The sequence below is a fragment of the Nonomuraea jabiensis genome, from assembly GCF_014204795.1.
Lineage (GTDB): Bacteria > Actinomycetota > Actinomycetes > Streptosporangiales > Streptosporangiaceae > Nonomuraea > Nonomuraea jabiensis.
Genome location: NZ_JACHMB010000001.1, coordinates 1381413 through 1397587, shown reverse-complemented (window position 1 = coordinate 1397587; position 16175 = coordinate 1381413). Strand labels below are relative to the sequence as shown.

General features: G+C 69.6%; 15 protein-coding genes. 9 read left to right on the top strand and 6 right to left on the bottom strand.

Annotated features, from left to right (window positions below; all coding sequences use genetic code 11):
* Positions 1-5: 5 nt before the first annotated feature.
* The 4 genes from HD596_RS05855 to HD596_RS05840 all read right to left on the bottom strand — a co-directional run bounded on the left by HD596_RS05855 (position 6) and on the right by HD596_RS05840 (position 4245).
* The gene (locus tag HD596_RS05855; RefSeq protein WP_185068290.1) at positions 6-1025 is read right to left on the bottom strand and encodes an MBL fold metallo-hydrolase; all 1020 of its coding nucleotides are present in this window, start codon (positions 1023-1025) and stop codon (positions 6-8) included.
* A 39-nt stretch (positions 1026-1064) separates the two neighbouring features.
* A complete protein-coding gene (locus HD596_RS05850) occupies positions 1065-2180 on the bottom strand; it encodes a steroid 3-ketoacyl-CoA thiolase (RefSeq protein WP_185068289.1) in 1116 nt (371 codons plus the stop codon).
* Positions 2181-2222: 42 nt separating this feature from the next.
* The gene (locus HD596_RS05845; RefSeq protein ID WP_185068288.1) at positions 2223-3212 is read right to left on the bottom strand and encodes a sigma-70 family RNA polymerase sigma factor; all 990 of its coding nucleotides are present in this window, start codon (positions 3210-3212) and stop codon (positions 2223-2225) included.
* Positions 3213-3303: 91 nt separating this feature from the next.
* On the bottom strand, positions 3304-4245 hold the full coding sequence (locus tag HD596_RS05840; protein ID WP_185078307.1) for an NADP-dependent oxidoreductase: 942 nt from the start codon (positions 4243-4245) through the stop codon (positions 3304-3306).
* Positions 4246-4323: 78 nt separating this feature from the next.
* On the opposite strand from HD596_RS05840, the gene HD596_RS05835 reads away from it, so the two are divergent.
* The gene (locus HD596_RS05835) at positions 4324-5283 is read left to right on the top strand and encodes a GlxA family transcriptional regulator (RefSeq protein WP_185068287.1); all 960 of its coding nucleotides are present in this window, start codon (positions 4324-4326) and stop codon (positions 5281-5283) included.
* Between the two features lie 196 nt (positions 5284-5479).
* On the opposite strand, the gene HD596_RS05830 is transcribed toward HD596_RS05835, so the two are convergent.
* The gene (locus HD596_RS05830; RefSeq protein ID WP_246555700.1) at positions 5480-6076 is read right to left on the bottom strand and encodes a TetR family transcriptional regulator; all 597 of its coding nucleotides are present in this window, start codon (positions 6074-6076) and stop codon (positions 5480-5482) included.
* 235 nt (positions 6077-6311) lie between these two features.
* On the opposite strand from HD596_RS05830, the gene HD596_RS05825 reads away from it, so the two are divergent.
* The 6 genes from HD596_RS05825 to HD596_RS05800 are packed head-to-tail and all read left to right on the top strand — an operon-like array spanning position 6312 to position 12544.
* Entirely contained in the window at positions 6312-7916 is a 1605-nt protein-coding gene (locus HD596_RS05825; RefSeq protein WP_185068285.1) for an AMP-binding protein, read from the top strand.
* The gene (locus HD596_RS05820; protein ID WP_185068284.1) at positions 7917-8888 is read left to right on the top strand and encodes an acyl-CoA dehydrogenase family protein; all 972 of its coding nucleotides are present in this window, start codon (positions 7917-7919) and stop codon (positions 8886-8888) included.
* Positions 8888-10042 carry an acyl-CoA dehydrogenase family protein gene (locus tag HD596_RS05815; RefSeq protein ID WP_185068283.1) on the top strand — a complete coding sequence of 385 codons (1155 nt, stop codon included), beginning with the start codon at positions 8888-8890 and terminating at the stop codon, positions 10040-10042. The genes HD596_RS05820 and HD596_RS05815 overlap by 1 nt, the downstream gene beginning before the upstream one ends.
* The gene (locus HD596_RS05810) at positions 10039-10977 is read left to right on the top strand and encodes a bifunctional MaoC family dehydratase N-terminal/OB-fold nucleic acid binding domain-containing protein (protein ID WP_185068282.1); all 939 of its coding nucleotides are present in this window, start codon (positions 10039-10041) and stop codon (positions 10975-10977) included. The genes HD596_RS05815 and HD596_RS05810 overlap by 4 nt, the downstream gene beginning before the upstream one ends.
* On the top strand, positions 10977-11381 hold the full coding sequence (locus tag HD596_RS05805; RefSeq protein ID WP_185068281.1) for a MaoC family dehydratase: 405 nt from the start codon (positions 10977-10979) through the stop codon (positions 11379-11381). The genes HD596_RS05810 and HD596_RS05805 overlap by 1 nt, the downstream gene beginning before the upstream one ends.
* Complete coding sequence (locus HD596_RS05800; RefSeq protein ID WP_185068280.1) at positions 11378-12544, top strand: lipid-transfer protein; 1167 nt, start codon at positions 11378-11380, stop codon at positions 12542-12544. The genes HD596_RS05805 and HD596_RS05800 overlap by 4 nt, the downstream gene beginning before the upstream one ends.
* Positions 12545-13523: 979 nt before the next feature.
* Here the strand turns inward: HD596_RS05800 and HD596_RS05795 are convergent.
* On the bottom strand, positions 13524-14942 hold the full coding sequence (locus HD596_RS05795) for a hypothetical protein (RefSeq protein WP_185068279.1): 1419 nt from the start codon (positions 14940-14942) through the stop codon (positions 13524-13526).
* Between the two features lie 15 nt (positions 14943-14957).
* On the opposite strand from HD596_RS05795, the gene HD596_RS05790 reads away from it, so the two are divergent.
* Together HD596_RS05790 and HD596_RS05785 are read left to right on the top strand one after the other, a co-directional pair.
* The gene (locus HD596_RS05790; protein WP_185068278.1) at positions 14958-15545 is read left to right on the top strand and encodes a hypothetical protein; all 588 of its coding nucleotides are present in this window, start codon (positions 14958-14960) and stop codon (positions 15543-15545) included.
* 47 nt (positions 15546-15592) lie between these two features.
* Complete coding sequence (locus tag HD596_RS05785) at positions 15593-16165, top strand: hypothetical protein (RefSeq protein WP_185068277.1); 573 nt, start codon at positions 15593-15595, stop codon at positions 16163-16165.
* The last annotated feature ends 10 nt before the right edge of the window (positions 16166-16175 follow it).

The following is a 16175-nucleotide window of genomic DNA, read 5'->3' as shown; positions in this document are numbered from 1 at the left end:
GATGTCTAGGAGTCTAGAGCCTGGAAGCGGACCGGATCGACACCGGGGACCCGGCGAACTTCGCCCCTGGCCTCCAGAGCGCGCAGATGCGCTGCGGCCTCCCCTGCCGCCATGCCTCTCAGCACCGGGGACAGGTCGTCCCAGGGCCTGTTCCACGTCATCATCGCGGCGACCTCCCAGATGGTCAGCGGTTCCGGCCGCTGGGCCAGGAGGGCGCGCAGCCGTACGAGCTTCTCATCGTGATGGTGGCGGATCTCGACGGCTCGCGCGGCCACATCAGGAAATATCCATTCGTGTGCGGGCAAGGCGTCCAGGGGCCCCAGCTCGGCGACCCGGTCCAAGGAGTCCAAGAAATCGCCCAATGGATCGACATCGTCCCGGTCATACGGATAAATCCCGACGTGGGGGGTGATGTCGGGGAGGACGTGGTCGCCGGTGAACAGCCGGTCGGCGTCCTCCAGATGCAGGCAGATGTGACCCGGCGTGTGGCCGGGCGTGTGGACGGCCCGCAGCTTGCGTCCGGGCAGGTCCACCAGGTCCCCGTCACGTAACCGGCGGTCGGGCAGCGCCGGCGGCGTCGGGCGGCTCACCGCCTGCCGCACCTCGCCCGGATCGGCCCCGGCCCGCCTGAGCATGTCGGACTGGAAGCTCTCGTGCTCCTCGGCCGCGTAGTCATGCATGAGCCTGACCAGCGCCGCGTCGTCCTCGTGCATCGCGATCCAGCCGCCGGACGCCTCCTTGACCTGCCCAGCGAGCCCGGCGTGGTCGGGATGGAAATGGGTGACGACCACCCCGCTCACCGTGCTCACGTCGATCCCGAGCGCGGCGAGGCCGCCGCTGAGCGCGTCCCAGGCGTCCGGATGGTTCCACCCGGCGTCGACCAGCACCGGCCCCTTGGGGGACTCGATGGCGTAGACGAGCGTGTAGCCGAGCGGGTTGCCCGGGATGGGCACCGGCACGCTCCACACCCCGCCGCCGAGATCCTGCGGCCGCTGCTCCGCGTACGGCCTGCGTCTGCTCTTCATGCGCCCCCCGATCGGGTGATGAGTATCGCGATCACCGGCTCAGCCGGCCCGTTCCAGAATGGTGGCCGTGGCCAGCGCCCCGCCGGCGCACATCGTGACCAGCGCGGTCGCCGAGTCCGACCGCTCCAGCTCGTGCAGCGCCGTGGTGATCAGCCGCGCGCCCGTGGCGCCGACCGGATGGCCGAGCGCGATCGCGCCGCCGTTGACGTTGACGCGGTCGAAGTCGGGCTCGTGCACGCCCGCCCACGACAGCACCACCGATGCGAACGCCTCATTCACCTCGAACCTGTCGATGTCGCCGATCGTCATCCCGGCCGCCGCCAGCACCTTGGCCGTCGCCTCCACGGGCCCGTCCAGGTGATAGTACGGCTCCGCGCCCACGAGCGCCTGCGCCAGGATCCGCGCCCTGGGCCGCAGCCCGTGCCTGGCGGCCGCCTCCTCGCTCATCACCAGCACCGCCGCGGCGCCGTCGGAGATCTGCGACGAGGTGCCCGCGGTGTGGAGGGCGCCCTCGGCGACGGGCTTGAGGGTGGCCAGGGTCTCGACCGTGGTCTCGCGTAAGCCCTGATCCCTGCGTACGTCGCCGACCGGCACGATCTCGCGCTCGAACCGCCCGTCGGCCCACGCCTTGGCCGCCAGCCGCTGGGAGCGCGCCCCGAGCCAGTCGAGCCGCTCCCGCGTCAGCCCGCGCCGCCGCGCGATCCGCTCGGCCGCGGTGAACTGGTCGGGCAGGTCGATGCTCCAGTCGTCCGGCTTGGCGGTGGCGGGCCGCACGTTGCTGCCGAGGGGCGCCCGGCTCATCACCTCGACGCCGCACCCGACGCCGGCCTCGATCACGCCCGCGCGCACCATCGCCGCCGCCAGGTGCACCGCCTGCTGCGACGACCCGCACTGCGCGTCCACCGTCGTCACCCCGGCCTGGTACGGCAGCCCGGCATAGAGCCACGAGTAGCGCCCGACGTGCCCGCCCTGCTCGCCCGCCTGCGTCACGCAGCCGGCGAACACCTGCTCGACGGCCGCCGGGTCGAGCCCCGACCGCTCGACGAGGCCGTTCAGCGCGGTGGCCAGAACCTGTTGCGGTTTGAGCCCGGCCAGCCAGCCCGCTCGCTTGCCGATGGGAGTGCGTACGGCCTCGACGATCACAGGTGTGCCCACAGTCGCCTCCAGAACGATGCTCTGGCGAGACTGTAACGCGTTCTACTTTGTCGTGGAACCCTCCAGCGTCGACGGCAGCCCGAACGTCTCGAACAGGCTCTCCTCGAAGAACATGCCGACGTGCCTGACCTGCTCCCCGGCGAACGTCAGCACCATGATGGCGAACTGCCCGTAGACGCCGTTCTGGCGGTGGTACACCGCGAACGCCGGCTGCCCGTTGGCGGCGATCGGGACCAGCTTGAGGTCGCCGGGACCCTCGGCCGGGCACTGCGTCCTGGTGAGCTCCATGATCGCCTCGGGCCCCTGGTACCAGCCGACGAACGGCGGCATCTCCCAGACCGCGTCCTTGGTGAACAGGTGGACCAGGCTGTCGACGTCATAGTTCTCGAACGCCGCCACATAGCGGTCGAGCTGGGCCCGCTGCTCGGCCGTGAGCGGCTCGACCGGGTCGTCGAGGCTCGGCTGCACCTCGTTGAGCTGGGCGCGGGCCCGCTGGAGGATGCTGTTGACGGCCGCGGTGGACGTCTCCAGCGCCTCGGCCACCTCGGCGGCCTTCCACTTGAGCACGTCACGCAGCACCAGCACCGCCCGCTGCCGCGGCGGCAGGTGCTGCAGCGCGGCGATCAGGGCGAGCCTGATGCTCTCGCGGCCGGCCACGATCGCGGCGGGGTCGTCGCCGCCGACGCCCGCCAGGGCGTCGGGCACGGGCTCCAGCCACGGCACCTCGTGGTCCGACACCAGGGGAGCGGTCGGCTCGGTGCTGGGGGCACCGAGCCCGGTGGGCAGCGGCCGCCTGCTCCGGCTGTCGAGCGCGGTCAGGCAGGCGCTGGTGGCGATGCGGTAGAGCCACGTGCGCAACGAGGAGCGCCCCTCGAAGCCCTCATAGGCCCGCCACGCGCGCAGGTACGTCTCCTGGACGAGGTCCTCGGCGTCGTGCACCGAGCCCATCATCCGGTAGCAGTGCGCCAGCAGCTCGCGCCGCATCGGGTCAGCCTGTCGGAGGAACTCCTCGTTCGTCGGCTTGTCGGTCATGTCTCCTGTATAGACGTCGCCACTGACATAACGGCGAGTTTTGGCCGCGATTAAGGCGAACCTTTTACGGAGTCAAAGAAATGACCATGAATCAATGGGGCACAGTAAGGACGATCTTGCCGGTGACCCGGTTCGTCTCGCCGAGCTCGTGCGCCTTGGCGGCCTCCGCCAGCGGCAGGGCGGCGGCGATCTCCACGCGCAGCCTCCCCGCCTCGACCAGGGCCGCGAGCGCGCGCATCGCGGCGTGGTCGGGCTCCACCAGCATGCCCTCCGAGCGGATGCCCAGCTCGGCGGCCTGCCGGTGCAGGTCCGGGCTGAGATCCCTGAGCACCAGCGACACGATCGTGCCGCCCTTGCGCAGGGTACGCAGCGAGCGCAACCCGTAGTCGCCGCCGATGGTCTCGAGCACCACGTCCACGTCCCGCACGACCTCGGCGAAGTCCTCGCTCCGGTAGTCGACCAGCTCGTCGGCGCCCAGACCGCGCAGGAACTCGTGCTTGGCCGCGCTGGCCGTCCCGATCACGTACGCGCCGCGCGCCTTGGCGATCTGCACCGCCAGGTGCCCCACCCCTCCCGCGGCGGCGTGAATGAGCACGCGCTGGCCGCCCTTCAGTCCGGCGACGTCCACCAGAGCCTGGTACGCGGTCAGCCCCGCGAGCGGGATCCCGGCCGCCTGGACGTGGTCGACGGTGGCGGGCTTGCGCACGAAGTGGCGGGACGGCGCGGTGACGTACTCGGCGAAGGCGCCGTGCGCGTCCGGATACTTGAGCATGCCGAACACCTCGTCGCCCGGCTTGTAGAGCGCCTGCCCGATGCCCGAGTCCTCGACCACTCCCGAGACGTCGTAGCCGAGCACGAACGGCAGCTCGTCACGCAGGAAGCCGCCGCCCGCGCGGGTCTTCCAGTCGGTCGGGTTCAGCCCGGCCGCCTCCACCCGCACCAGCACCTCGGTCGGGCCGGGGACCGGCCGCTCGACCTCGACCAACTTCAGAACCTCAGGGCCGCCGAGGACGTCCTGCCTGATCGCTTTCATCTTCATGAGACCCAGCCTGCTGGTTACGGGGCCGGGCCCGCGAGTGGCCCAAAGGTCATGATGTGTAAAAATCGGGCCATGCATCGCGTCGCCGTACTCGCCGCCGACGGGGTCATCCCGTTCGAGCTGAGCGTGCCGTCCAGGATCTTCCTCGCCGCTCAGGGGCCAGGTGGCGAGCCGCTCTACGACGTGGTCACCTGCACGGTCGACGGCCGCCCCGTCGCCACGGCCGCCGACTACTCCATCGCCGTCGAGCACGACGCGAGCGTGCTGGCCGGCGCCGACACGGTGGTGGTGCCCGCCGCCGAGTGGTACGCCGGACTCACGGGCCCGGACTCGCTGCCCGCCGGGCTGGCCGCGGCGCTGGCCGGGATCCGCCCCGGCACCCGGATCGTCTCCATCTGCATCGGCACGTACGTGCTGGCGGCGGCCGGACTGCTCGACGGCCGCCCGGCGACCACGCACTGGCGGCACGCCGAGCGGTTCGCCGCCGCGTTCCCGAAGGTGCGGCTGGACGCGGACGTGCTGTTCGTGGACGACGGCGACGTGCTCACCTCGGCCGGCGCCGCGGCCGGGGTGGACCTCTGCCTCCACCTCGTCCGCCGCGACCACGGCAGCCGGATCGCCAACCAGGTGGCCAGGGCGTGCGTGGTGCCGCCGTGGCGGGACGGCGGCCAGGCGCAGTACGTCGAGCACCCGGTGCCCGAGCAGTCCAGCGTCGGCACCGCCCCCACCAGGGCCTGGGCCATGGAACGGCTGGGCACGCCGCTCCGGCTGGACGACCTGGCCGATCATGCGGGGATGAGCAGGCGCACGTTCACCCGGCATTTCCGGCAGGAGGTGGGGCTGAGCCCCGGGCAGTGGCTGACGCAGCAGCGGATCGCGCTGGCCAGGCACCTGCTGGAGAGCACCGACCTGCCGGTGGACCGCATCGCGGACCGCGCCGGCTTCGGGACGGCAGCCTCGTTCAGGCAGCACCTGCAGGCGGCGGTGGGGGTCTCGCCGCACGCGTATCGACGCACGTTCCACATGGGGTGACCGGCCCACCGGGACGCATGAGGTGATGGGCCCACCGGGGCGCGGGAGGTGATCGGCCCACCGGGCACCACTTAGGCGGCCCACTGTGCGCGCCGTAACGGCGGCGCGCCACTGAAGGGTCAGCGACCGTTTCCTGGAGGGCCCTCAGCCGGAGTGCGGCGGGTGGCCTGCCCGTGCTCCGCCGTAAAATATGGGGTTATATATCGGCGAGCAACCTGCCGGCGGCGGTCTCGATACGACGCTGGATCTGATCATAGGTGCGGCGGCCGCGGAGCATCTCGAGGAGTTCCTGCACCCACACGCTGGCCAGCGACCCCGCGAGGTCGGCCTGCTCCTCGGTGGCGTCCTCGAGGGTCAGGCCGCCGGCCGAGACCCGCAGCAGCAGCCCCGTGATGCGCTCCCCGAACGGCGTCTGCACCTCCGCCATGATCAGCGAGCGGATGAGCGCGTCGGCCAGCTCCGGCTCGCGCATCAGCCCGCGGGTCGCCCGCATGAGCACGTCCACCGCGCGGCTCGACGGGGTGGTGGCCCCCGGCGGACGCCGCTCGATGCTGCTCTCCAGGAGGTCGATCTCCTCGCCCACCACCGCCACCACCAGGTCCATCTTGGACGGGAAGTAGCGATAGAGCGTGCCAAGCGCCACGCCCGCGCGCTCGGCCACCGTGCGCATCTGCATGGCTTCGACCCCGCCGCGCGAGGCCAGCGCGGCGGCGGCCTGGACGATGCGCTTGCGGCGTTGGTGCTGGCTACGCGTACGGACGCTGTGCGTGCCCGGCGTGGGGTGGCTCTCCATGGTTCCCTCTGTGTCACTGGAGGGCGCGGCGTGCGTGGTACGCATAAGAACACGTTATCTGATTTCTTCACGACGCGGCTTGTTACTCGCGGGTCAACAAAGAAGCCCTATAGCCCCATGTCTGTGGCGTTACAGCCGTATGTCGCGACTTATCGGGATAGGTGGGCACTGGACAGATATTAGAATCTGTTCTAGTTTGCGAGTCGGCTGACCGAGCGCTTGGTGGAGGCTCCGGATGGCGGCGAACACACTGGCGGCCCTGCTCCACGCACGGGCCGAGGACGATCGACCTGGGCTGATGTTCGAGGACACGACGTGGTCGTGGCGCGAGCACGTGGCGGCCTGCCGTGCCGCCGGGGCCTGGCTGTCCGGGCGCGGCGCCGGACTGCACGTGGGGGTGCTCAGCGAGAACGTTCCAGAGCTGGTCTTCCTCGTGGGCGGGGCGGCGCTGTCCGGGCACGTGGTCGTCGCGCTGAACCCGACGCGGTCGGTCGACGAGCTGATCCGCGACGCCCGCGCCACCGACGTGGACCTGCTGCTGGCGGACGCCCCGTACGCGGGGCTGGCCGGGCCGCTGTCCGAGGCGCTGGGAGTGGAGGCGCTGCCCCTGCCGGACGCCTCGTGGTCGCCCGGGGACGCCGCGTCCGGCGAGGATGCCGCGCCCGAGGAGCTCGTGATGCTGATCTTCACCTCGGGCACCTCCGGCCGCCCCCGCGCCGTGCGGATCACGCAGCGCAAGATGGCCGTCCCCGGGCTGAGCCTGGGGGCGATGCTCACCCCGTCCGACGTCGTGTACTGCTCGATGCCGCTGTTCCACTCCGGCGCGCTGATGGCCGCCTACGCCCCGGCCGTGGTGTCGGGGGCGGCGCTGGCGCTGCGGAGGCGGTTCTCGGCGTCTGGCCTGCTGCCCGACATCAGACGGTACGGCTGCACGTACCTGCACTACGTGGGCAAAGCGCTCTCCTACGTCCTGGCCACCCCGGAGCGCCCCGACGACGCCGACAACCCGCTGAGGATCGCGTTCGGGAACGAGGGCAGCGCGGTGGCGACGAGGAGGTTCGGGGAGCGGTTCGGGTGCCGGGTGATCGACGCCTTCGGCTCCACGGAGACGGCCATCTCGCTCAGCCCCGACCCGTCCGGGCCGCCGGGATGCCTGGGGCGGCTGCCCGAGGGCGTCCTGATCCTCGACCCCTTCACCGGCCGTCCCTGCCCGCCGGGCCGCATCGAGGACGGCCGCCTGCTCAACCCGGACGAGGCCGTCGGCGAGCTGGTCAACGTGCGCGGGCTGGGGCTGTTCGACGGCTACTACAACGACCCCGAGGCGGACGCCGAGCGGATCAGGGACGGCGCGTTCTGGTCGGGCGACCTGGCGTACGCGGACGGGGACGGTTACGTGTTCTTCGCGGGACGCGGCACCGAACGCCTGCGCGTGGACGGCGAGAACCTGGCGGTCGCGCCCATCGAGGCGGCGCTGAGGGAGTTCGCGGGGGTGGTCGAGGCGGCCGTCTACCCGGTGCCCGACCCGGCGGCGGGCGACCAGGTCATGGCGGCGCTGGTGCTGGAGGGGGGCTTCGATCCGGCGGCGTTCACGGCGTTCCTGGCGACTCGGCGCGATCTGGGCACAAAGTCCTTACCCCGATATATCCGCCTTTCTGATCACTTGCCCCAGACGCCCTCCCACAAGGTCATCAAGCGGGTCCTCGCCCGCGAGGGCTGGCGCACCGCCGACCCCGTCTGGGTGCGGTCCGGCTCCGGGCTCCGGCCGCTGACCGACTCGGACGTCAAGGGGATCGAGGAGGAGTTCGTACGGCACGGCAGGCAACACCTCTTGGAGGCGTGAATGGACTTCAACCTGGACGAAACTCAGCAGGATCTCCGGAAGCTGGCGGCCGAGGTGCTGGCCAGGGAAGGGGATGAGGAGCGGCTGCGGCAGGCCGGGCTCATGAGCGTGTGCGTGCCGGAGGAGGCCGGGGGAGCCGGGCTCGGGCCGGTGGAGCTGGCCGTGGTGCTGCGGGAGGTGGGCGCGCGGGCGGCCCCGGTGCCCGCGCTGCCCGCGCTGGTGAGCACGCTGACCTTGGCCCGCTATGGCACCCTTGACCAGCAACGCCGCCACGACGGCGGCACCCTCGCGCTCCGCGAGCCCGGCAGGGCACTGGCCGACCCGCCCTCGACGGCCGCCCGGGCCGTGGACGGCGGCTGGACGCTGACCGGGCGCAAGGTCTCGGTGCCGTACCCCGGCGCTGCGGTGCTCGTCACCGCCGACGAGGGCCTGTTCCTGGTGGAGTCGCCCGCCACGGCCCCCGAGTACACCTCCACCGGCGAGCCCGCCGCCACGATCGTGCTCGACGCAACCCCCGCCGAGCGGATCGCGGGGGCCGACGCGGTCACCGGGGCCCGGCGGCTGTTCATGGCGGCGGTGGCGGCCCAGGCCAGCGGCGTGCTGGCGGGCGCGCTGGAGCTGACCACCGAGTACATCAGGACGAGGAAGCAGTTCGGCCGGGCGCTGGCCGAGTTCCAGGCCGTGACCATGCAGATCGCCGACGTCTACATCGTCGCGCGGGCCCTGGACGTGGCCATGTGGTCGTCGGTCTGGCGCCTGGCCGAGGGACTGCCGGCCGACCAGGACCTGGCGCTGGCCGCGTACCACGTCGGCGAGGCGTGGAAGGCCCTCTACACCTGCCAGCACCTGCACGGCGGCCTCGGGCTGGACGTCACCTACCCGCTGCACCGCTATTTCGCGCAGGCCAAGCACCTGTCCCACCTGCTCGGCGGCGCCGACGCCCAGCTCGACCTGATCGGAGCGCTCCTCTGATGCTGATCGACCTGACCCCAGCCCAGCGCGCCCTGCGCGACGAGCTGCGCGAGTACTTCCAGGGCTGCCTGACCGACGAGGACCGCAGGAAGATCGCCGAAGATCCGTTCGGCGGGGCGTACATGGAGCACTGCCGCCGCCTCGGCCGCGACGGCAAGCTCGGCCTCGGCTGGCCCAAGGAGTACGGGGGCGGCGGCTACGGCCCCCTGGAGCAGCAGATCTTCGCCAACGAGATAGCCCGGGCGGGCGTTCCGTACCCGATCATCACGGTGCAGACCGTGGGGCCCACGCTCATGCAGTACGGCACGCAGGAGCAGAAGGACCTGTTCCTGCCCCGCATCCTCGCCGGCGAGTGCCACTTCGCCATCGGCTACAGCGAGCCCGAGGCCGGCACCGACCTGGCCTCCCTGCGCACCACGGCGGTCCTCGACGGCGACCACTACGTCGTCAACGGCCAGAAGGTCTTCACCAGCGGCGCGCACTACGCCCAGTACATCTGGCTGGCCGCCCGCACGAACCCCGAGGCCAAGAAGCACAAGGGCATCACCATGATGATCGCCTCCACGGACGACCCCGGCTTCTCCTGGACGCCGATCGTCACCATGGACGGTCGCCACCACACGAACGCGACCTACTACAGCGACGTGCGCGTGCCCGTGGACATGGTGGTCGGCGAGGTGGACCGGGGCTGGGACCTGATCGTCAACCAGCTCAACCACGAACGCGTCACCCTCGGCCCGGCCGGGAACCTCGGCCAGACCTACGACCGCTTCCTCGCCTGGGCCCGCCGCACCGGAGTGGCGGACCATCCGGACGTACGGCGGGCGCTGGCCAGGGTGTGGGGCTTCTTCCGCACCAACGAGCTCCTGAACTGGCAGGTCGCCGCGAACATGGACCTCGGCTGGCTCGGCGCCCCCGACGCGTCGGCCACCAAGATCTACGGTTCCGAGCGCATGCAGGAGGTCGGCAGGATCGTCGGTGACATCCTGGCCAGGTTCGGGGACCCGTCGGATCCGGAGACGGCCGAACTGCTCGAACGCACCGATCACGGGGTGAAGGGGGCGGTGGTGCTGACGTTCGGCGGCGGGGTGAACGAGGTGCAGCGGGAGCTGATCGCCATGCTCGGCCTGAACCTGCCGAGGCCGCCGCGATGACCGCTCCCCCGAAGGCTCCTCCCCTGAACGACGAGGAGCTGCACGAGCTCGCGGGCAAGCAGGCGGCGCTGGGGGAGGTACGCGGGACCCCGGCGCAGGACCCGGTGAACGGGCCCATGATCCGGCACTGGCTGGACGCCATGGGCGACGAGAACCCGGCGTACCTGGAGAAAGGGGTCGCCCCGCCCGCCATGGCCCAGGTGTGGACGATGCCGGGGGTGCGCCGGTCGGCCAAGGACCGTTCACCGGTGGACGACGTGATCGCCGCGCTCGACGCGAGCGGCTACACGGGCGTGGTGGCGACGAACTGCGAGCAGACCTACCACCGGTACGCGCGGGTCGGCGAGCGGCTCACCCCGGCCACCCGGTTCGCGGACCTGGCCGGGCCCAAGCGGACGGCGCTGGGGGTGGGCTTCTTCGCCACCTGGAAGGTCACCTGGTACGGCGAGGACGACGAGCCGGTCGCCGACATGCTCTTCCGGGTCCTGAAATTTCGCCCACGCACGAAGCCTGTCGTTGAGCGGGCAGCTGCCTACCCGCTCCAACCGGTGATCAACCAGGACACCGCGTTCTTCTGGGAAGGCGTACGGCAAGGGGAGCTGCGCATCCAGACCTGCGCCGACTGCGGCCACCACCGCCACCCGCCCGGCCCCCTGTGCCCGCAATGCCGCTCGGCCAACAGCTCCCACCTGGTCGCGAGCGGCCTCGGAACCCTCTACAGCTACGTCGTGCACCACCACCCGCCGGTGCCGGGCCGGGAGACCCCGTTCGTCGTCGGCGTGGTGGAGCTGCCGGAGGGGGTGCGGATCGTCGGCAATGTAGTGGACTGTCCGATAGAGGAGGTGGCCGTCGGCATGCCGTTGCGCGTGACGTACCGGCCGATGGACGACCAGCTCATCCTCCCGATGTGGGCGCCTTCGAAGGAGGAGGCGTGATGCGTACCGAGATCGGGTCCGCGCTGCCGGAGCTGGCCATCGACCTCACCCCCACCTTCGTCGTCTCGACGGCCCTGGCCACCATGGACTTCACGCCGGTGCACCACGACGTCGACAAGGCCCGGGCGCAGGGGTCGAAGGACATCTTCCTCAACATCCTGACGACCATGGGCCTGGTCGAGCGGTACGTCACCGACTGGGCCGGGCCCGAGGCCGTCATCGAGCGGGTCGCCGTCAAGCTGGGCGTCCCGGCGTACGCGGGGGACCGGCTGTGCTTCAACGGGACGGTCGTGTCGCGCGAGGAGGGCCGGTTCACGGTCGAGGTACGCGGCAAGGTGAGCCTGGGCGACCACGCCACAGGGACCGTCACCTTCGCCCTGGCCGAGGAGGGAAAGCCGTGTTGAGCGGGCGTACTGCCGTCGCGGGCATCGGGGCCACCGAGTTCAGCAAGAAGTCGGGGCGTTCGGAGCTGCGGCTGGCCGCGGAGGCCGTACTGGCGGCGCTGGACGACGCCGGGCTCTCACCCGGCGAAGTGGACGGCATGGTGACCTACACCCAGGACTCCAACCAGGAGATCGCCGTCGCCAGGGAGGCGGGGATCGGGGACCTGACGTTCTTCTCGCGGGTCGAGTACGGCGGCGGCGCGGCCTGCGGGACCGTGGCGCACGCGGCCATGGCCGTGGCCACGGGGATGGCGCGGACGGTCGTCTGCTACCGCGCCTTCAACGAACGCTCGGGCCGCCGCTTCGGCCAGCCGAACAGCCGCCTGACCGGCGAGCCCACCTCCCAGGGGCTGGAGATGAGCTGGCACGTGCCGTACGGGCTGATGACGCCGGCGGCGTGGGTGGCGATGTTCGCCCGCCGGTACATGCACACGTACGGCGCGACCTCGGAGGACTTCGGCCGGGTGGCGGTGGCCATGCGCCGCCACGCCGCCACCAACCCCGCCGCCTGGTTCTACCGGCGCCCCATCACGCTGGAGGAGCACCAGGCGTCCAGGTGGATCGTCGAGCCGCTGCACCTTCTCGACTGCTGCCAGGAGAGCGACGGCGGCGTGGCCCTGGTGGTCACCTCGGCCGAACGCGCCCGAGACCTCCGCAGATCCCCCGCCCTGATCACCGCCGCCGCCCAGGGCGCGGGCTCGGGCCAGATGATGATGACCAGCTACTACCGCGACGACATGACCGGCCTCCCGGAGATCGCCGTGGTCGCCCGCCAGCTCTGGGACATGTCCGGCTTATCACCAAAAGACATCCAGACCGCAATCCTGTACGACCACTTCACCCCGTTCGTCCTGGCCCAACTGGAAGAACTCGGCTTCTGCGCCCGCGGCGAGGCCCCCGACTTCCTCCGTGACGGCACCATCGAACTGGACGGCCGCCTACCCGTGAACCCCCACGGAGGCCAGCTGGGGGAGGCCTACATCCACGGCATGAACGGCATAGCGGAAGCCGTCCGCCAGATCCGCGGCACCGCCGCCAACCAACTCCCAGCCGTCCGAAACGTCCTGGTAACGGCGGGAACCGGCGTACCAACCAGCGGCCTCATCCTCTCCTCCGACGCGTAGGTGGGCCAGGCTCCCCCACCCGCTGCCCATCTGGGTGGTCAGCCTGCTGGACCCCGCCCCGAGCAAAAAGGTCTTCGCTGGGAGGCGCTTCGCGCTCGGGGCTCAGGCGCTTCTTATTGAGGCGCCTGACGGCGCACCCCCCGCGCCTTCGGCGCCATCACCCACCCCTTACCTGGTTACCGGTCTGGCCTGCTGGAGCCCACCCCGAAACCCCCGCTCGCTCCGCTCGCCAAACGCCCCCACCCGTTGACCGGCGAAGCGGTGGGCCGACTGACGCCCACCCCGGACCGGCACGTCCAGCATGTCGATTGCCCGATTGTCCAGGGCGTCCTCGTTTCACATGAGAGCAAGACCGATGACCGTCCCGAATGCCGACGATCCTGACTCAGCGGCGGGATCTGGCCGCGAATATCGCTTCTGCGGCATGCCAAACCATTCGTTGTCGACCGCAGCGCCGGGCCATCATGAGCGCTGAGCCGACCCTGCCCTCGGAAAAGCAGCTGACCCGCAGCATCTCCATCCGAATAAAGCGGCAGGAACGTCTGGCATCTGCGCAGCCACCCGAGACGTGGATGGTGCGGAACGTCACCTCTCATCGGTGTTCGGTCTTTCACGCGCGTTGCATGCCTGGAGGGTGCTCTGTGCCCCTGCGCTGGGCGCAGCCGAATTGAGGGCTCCTGGGAGTGGGCAGATCGGGAAAGTTGTGAGCGCGCGGAGAAGGGAAGCGTTCGGGTTTCTTCAGCGCTCGCCATCATCACACACGATCAGCGACACGAGATGATCTCTTCTGATTTCCATTGCAGCAAAGCGTCTCCGGCCAGCCAGCAATAACTTCTTGTGTGAGGTTCACGAACGCGGCCCTCGGTTCGGGAACAAGGTAGATCCCTTTCGGAAATCGCCCCAACCGACGGAAGCTCACCTCGAAGGCGAATGTCGGACGAACAAGTCTCTAAATTCGCTGTGGGCTCTCTTACCGGGTTCAGCCCTTGCGTCTCCAGAGCTTGCCAGTCGCCAGGTCGAGGTAGTAGACGCGCTCGCTTATGACGCTGCGAACCAGGAAGGGCCCCTCCTTCGACCAGCCGAGGCCGACGTCGAGGAAGTCATCGCCGGGCAACACGGGAGCGACGCTGGCCAAACGCTTCCCCGTCCCTGCGTCGAAGGTTTCGACACGTGTCTTGCCTCGGATGATCACTAGGCGACTTCCGTCCTTCTTGAGGTTGTACGTGTCATCGGGGACATCCTTGGCGGCCTTTTTGAAGGGGAGACTCATGCGGATCTTTCCCTGATGGTCGAGCACGAGCACCCGAGAAGCCGTCGTGGCCACGATCCCGCTGCTGTTGAGGTCGTGCACCTGTTGAGCGCCGGGGATCGAGAGCGTGGTCCAGGTCCTGGTGTCGGTGATCTGCGCGCCGTCCCTGGCCAGGGCGACATACCTGTTCTGACCCACGAACGTGGGTGTGGGCACTGCGGTGTCAGCCAGGCTGCCGGTGAGGGGGTGGATACCCTGGGCGTCCTGATACATCATGCGGCGACTGCGTCTGTCCAGATAGACGAGGGCCTTCTTGTCGGGCCTGCGCACGAACGGCCCTGGCTGGGGCGCGGCGCCTTTTCTGACGACGTATGGCGCGGCCTGCGGGAACGGCTGCCCGTTCACGAGCCATGACCGGCAGGGGTTGTCCATCTCGTCGGTCCACGCGCAGGTGGGCCGCTTGTAGGTGTTCACCTTCGTGAACTCAGCCATTTGCGCGGAGAATGACCTGGGCATCGAGTATTCGGGTAGTTCGCGCCGTGGCGGTTGGCCGGGGGTGAGCAATGCGCTCGACAGCACGATTGCGGTGCCCGCCAGGTAAAGAGTTCGTGCGGACCATCGGGCGATGGCCAGTTCTGCCTGAGCCCTGTCGTCCGACGCCTCGGGTGTCGGTCTGGTGTTCAGTTTCCGAGCGGCAAGCGGTACGGCTCCCGCCATGACAACCACGATGACGGTATGAGCCAGACGCGTCGGCGTGGCACCTTGGTTCGCCAGCAGATAGCCGCTTGCCACGATGGCGCCCGCCGAACCGAGCAGCCAGGCCCGGTGATAGACCTTCGCCTCGTCGTGAGCCTGGAACACCCGGATGGGCAGTCGTACATCGCGGAAGACCGAAACGGCACACCAGCCCAGGACCAAATAGAACGGATCGTTGGTGAAGCAGGCCAAAGGAGCGGCGAGGGCGACGGCGATGAGTCGCCACCGGCGAAGGCCGGCGAAGTGATCGATGATCTGGCGGGCGTTGGACGTTGTGACGGAAAGACCCGTTAGCGCGGCGAACCTGGTGAGCCGTTCCGGTGTAATCGGCGCGGCTGCCGCCAGCACGGTTACGGCGGCAACCGTCCAGCAGATCATCGGAGGTGTCGTCACGAGAGGCTAGCTTATATGGTCTATATCGTGAATTCAGATGACATATGGCAGCAATTCGGCGTCACCACGTGGCGTGCGCAGCGGGTGCGATTACGGCGAGTGGTGTCCGTTTTGGTGTCACTTGTTGTCGTTGTAGGGTTTTTATGGTGGTTGAGGGAGGCGCCTCCGCAGGTCCGATGGAGGCTCCACAGTTCCTTCCTTGACGCTGACGTGGATGAAAATGGCGTCCTGTCCACCAGGGCGTATATCGAAATGGAAAACGAAGGTCTGGCTGCCTTCACTCTCACCGGTATCTCGGCCGAAATGCCGGGCCTCCGCCTGCTGCCTGCTGACGAGGCACAGGACGAACGCTCCACGGTCACCGTGGAACGTGGTGGCTCGCAGACCGTGGTGAGGCGCATCGTCATCACCGACTGCGCGGCGGTGCCACGCGAGCCCCAGCCGGTTCGCTTCACCTACAGAACCTGGATGGGTTCAGGGTCGGCGGAAGTGATATGGGGCTCATGGCGACTGGAAGGACCCGAAGGAGGCCTCCCGGTCGCCTGGCAGCGAGCTCTCGCCAGCGACGTCTGCAACGAAGTGGTGAGCGGGGAATGGCTCTGACAGCCAGCTCATCCACGGCCAATGCCAAGCCTGGAAGGTAGTGCCGCATGCTGCCCGTCACGAAGATCGCCACCGGTTTCGTCGTCGCCTTCGGCGCCCTCCGTTTCAACGGCTTCGACCTACTGTTCAACCCCATCGGATGGGGATTGTGCGCGTCCGGCCTGCTTGAACTGCGGCGATCCGCCGACGACCCCTTCGGCAGGGCCGGGTCCTTTGCCGTCGCCATGGCCTGCATCTCGCTGGTCGCCACGATCCCGTTCGGAGCGAGCGATGACCAGGCGGTCTCCTTCATTGCGAACGTGATCGGCATCGCCAACACGGCCGGTGCCTTGATCACCGTCTGGGTCTCTGTCGACGCCGTCATCAGACGGATCCGTCCCTCCGGGGACCTGTCCAGGGCCGCGCTTCTCGACGTGTTGCGCTGGGCGGTGGCCGTCCTGGGAGCGCTCAGCGCGCTGGCTGGTTACGGCTACGCCGACCTGGGTCTTGTCGTGCTCATTGCCTGGTTCTCAGCCATTGTGGCCCTGATCGCCGTGCTTTACCGCTCGGCCTCCCTGCCGTGCTTCTCCCCACCACGGGAACCTGTGGCGAACCCCTTGCCGCCGGGTGGCTTGGACTGACAGCGACGCG

Excerpts from the sequence above, each read along its gene's own strand:
- HD596_RS05785 (WP_185068277.1), top strand. The coding sequence starts at position 15,593 with ATGCTGCCCGTCACGAAGATCGCCACCGGTTTCGTCGTCGCCTTCGGC.
- HD596_RS05820 (WP_185068284.1), top strand. The coding sequence starts at position 7,917 with ATGGACTTCAACCTGGACGAAACTCAGCAGGATCTCCGGAAGCTGGCG.
- HD596_RS05845 (WP_185068288.1), bottom strand. The coding sequence starts at position 3,212 with ATGACCGACAAGCCGACGAACGAGGAGTTCCTCCGACAGGCTGACCCG.
- HD596_RS05805 (WP_185068281.1), top strand. The coding sequence starts at position 10,977 with ATGCGTACCGAGATCGGGTCCGCGCTGCCGGAGCTGGCCATCGACCTC.
- HD596_RS05855 (WP_185068290.1), bottom strand. The coding sequence starts at position 1,025 with ATGAAGAGCAGACGCAGGCCGTACGCGGAGCAGCGGCCGCAGGATCTC.
- HD596_RS05790 (WP_185068278.1), top strand. The coding sequence starts at position 14,958 with ATGGTCTATATCGTGAATTCAGATGACATATGGCAGCAATTCGGCGTC.
- HD596_RS05815 (WP_185068283.1), top strand. The coding sequence starts at position 8,888 with ATGCTGATCGACCTGACCCCAGCCCAGCGCGCCCTGCGCGACGAGCTG.
- HD596_RS05840 (WP_185078307.1), bottom strand. The coding sequence starts at position 4,245 with ATGAAAGCGATCAGGCAGGACGTCCTCGGCGGCCCTGAGGTTCTGAAG.
- HD596_RS05835 (WP_185068287.1), top strand. The coding sequence starts at position 4,324 with ATGCATCGCGTCGCCGTACTCGCCGCCGACGGGGTCATCCCGTTCGAG.
- HD596_RS05810 (WP_185068282.1), top strand. The coding sequence starts at position 10,039 with ATGACCGCTCCCCCGAAGGCTCCTCCCCTGAACGACGAGGAGCTGCAC.
- HD596_RS05830 (WP_246555700.1), bottom strand. The coding sequence starts at position 6,076 with ATGGAGAGCCACCCCACGCCGGGCACGCACAGCGTCCGTACGCGTAGC.
- HD596_RS05825 (WP_185068285.1), top strand. The coding sequence starts at position 6,312 with ATGGCGGCGAACACACTGGCGGCCCTGCTCCACGCACGGGCCGAGGAC.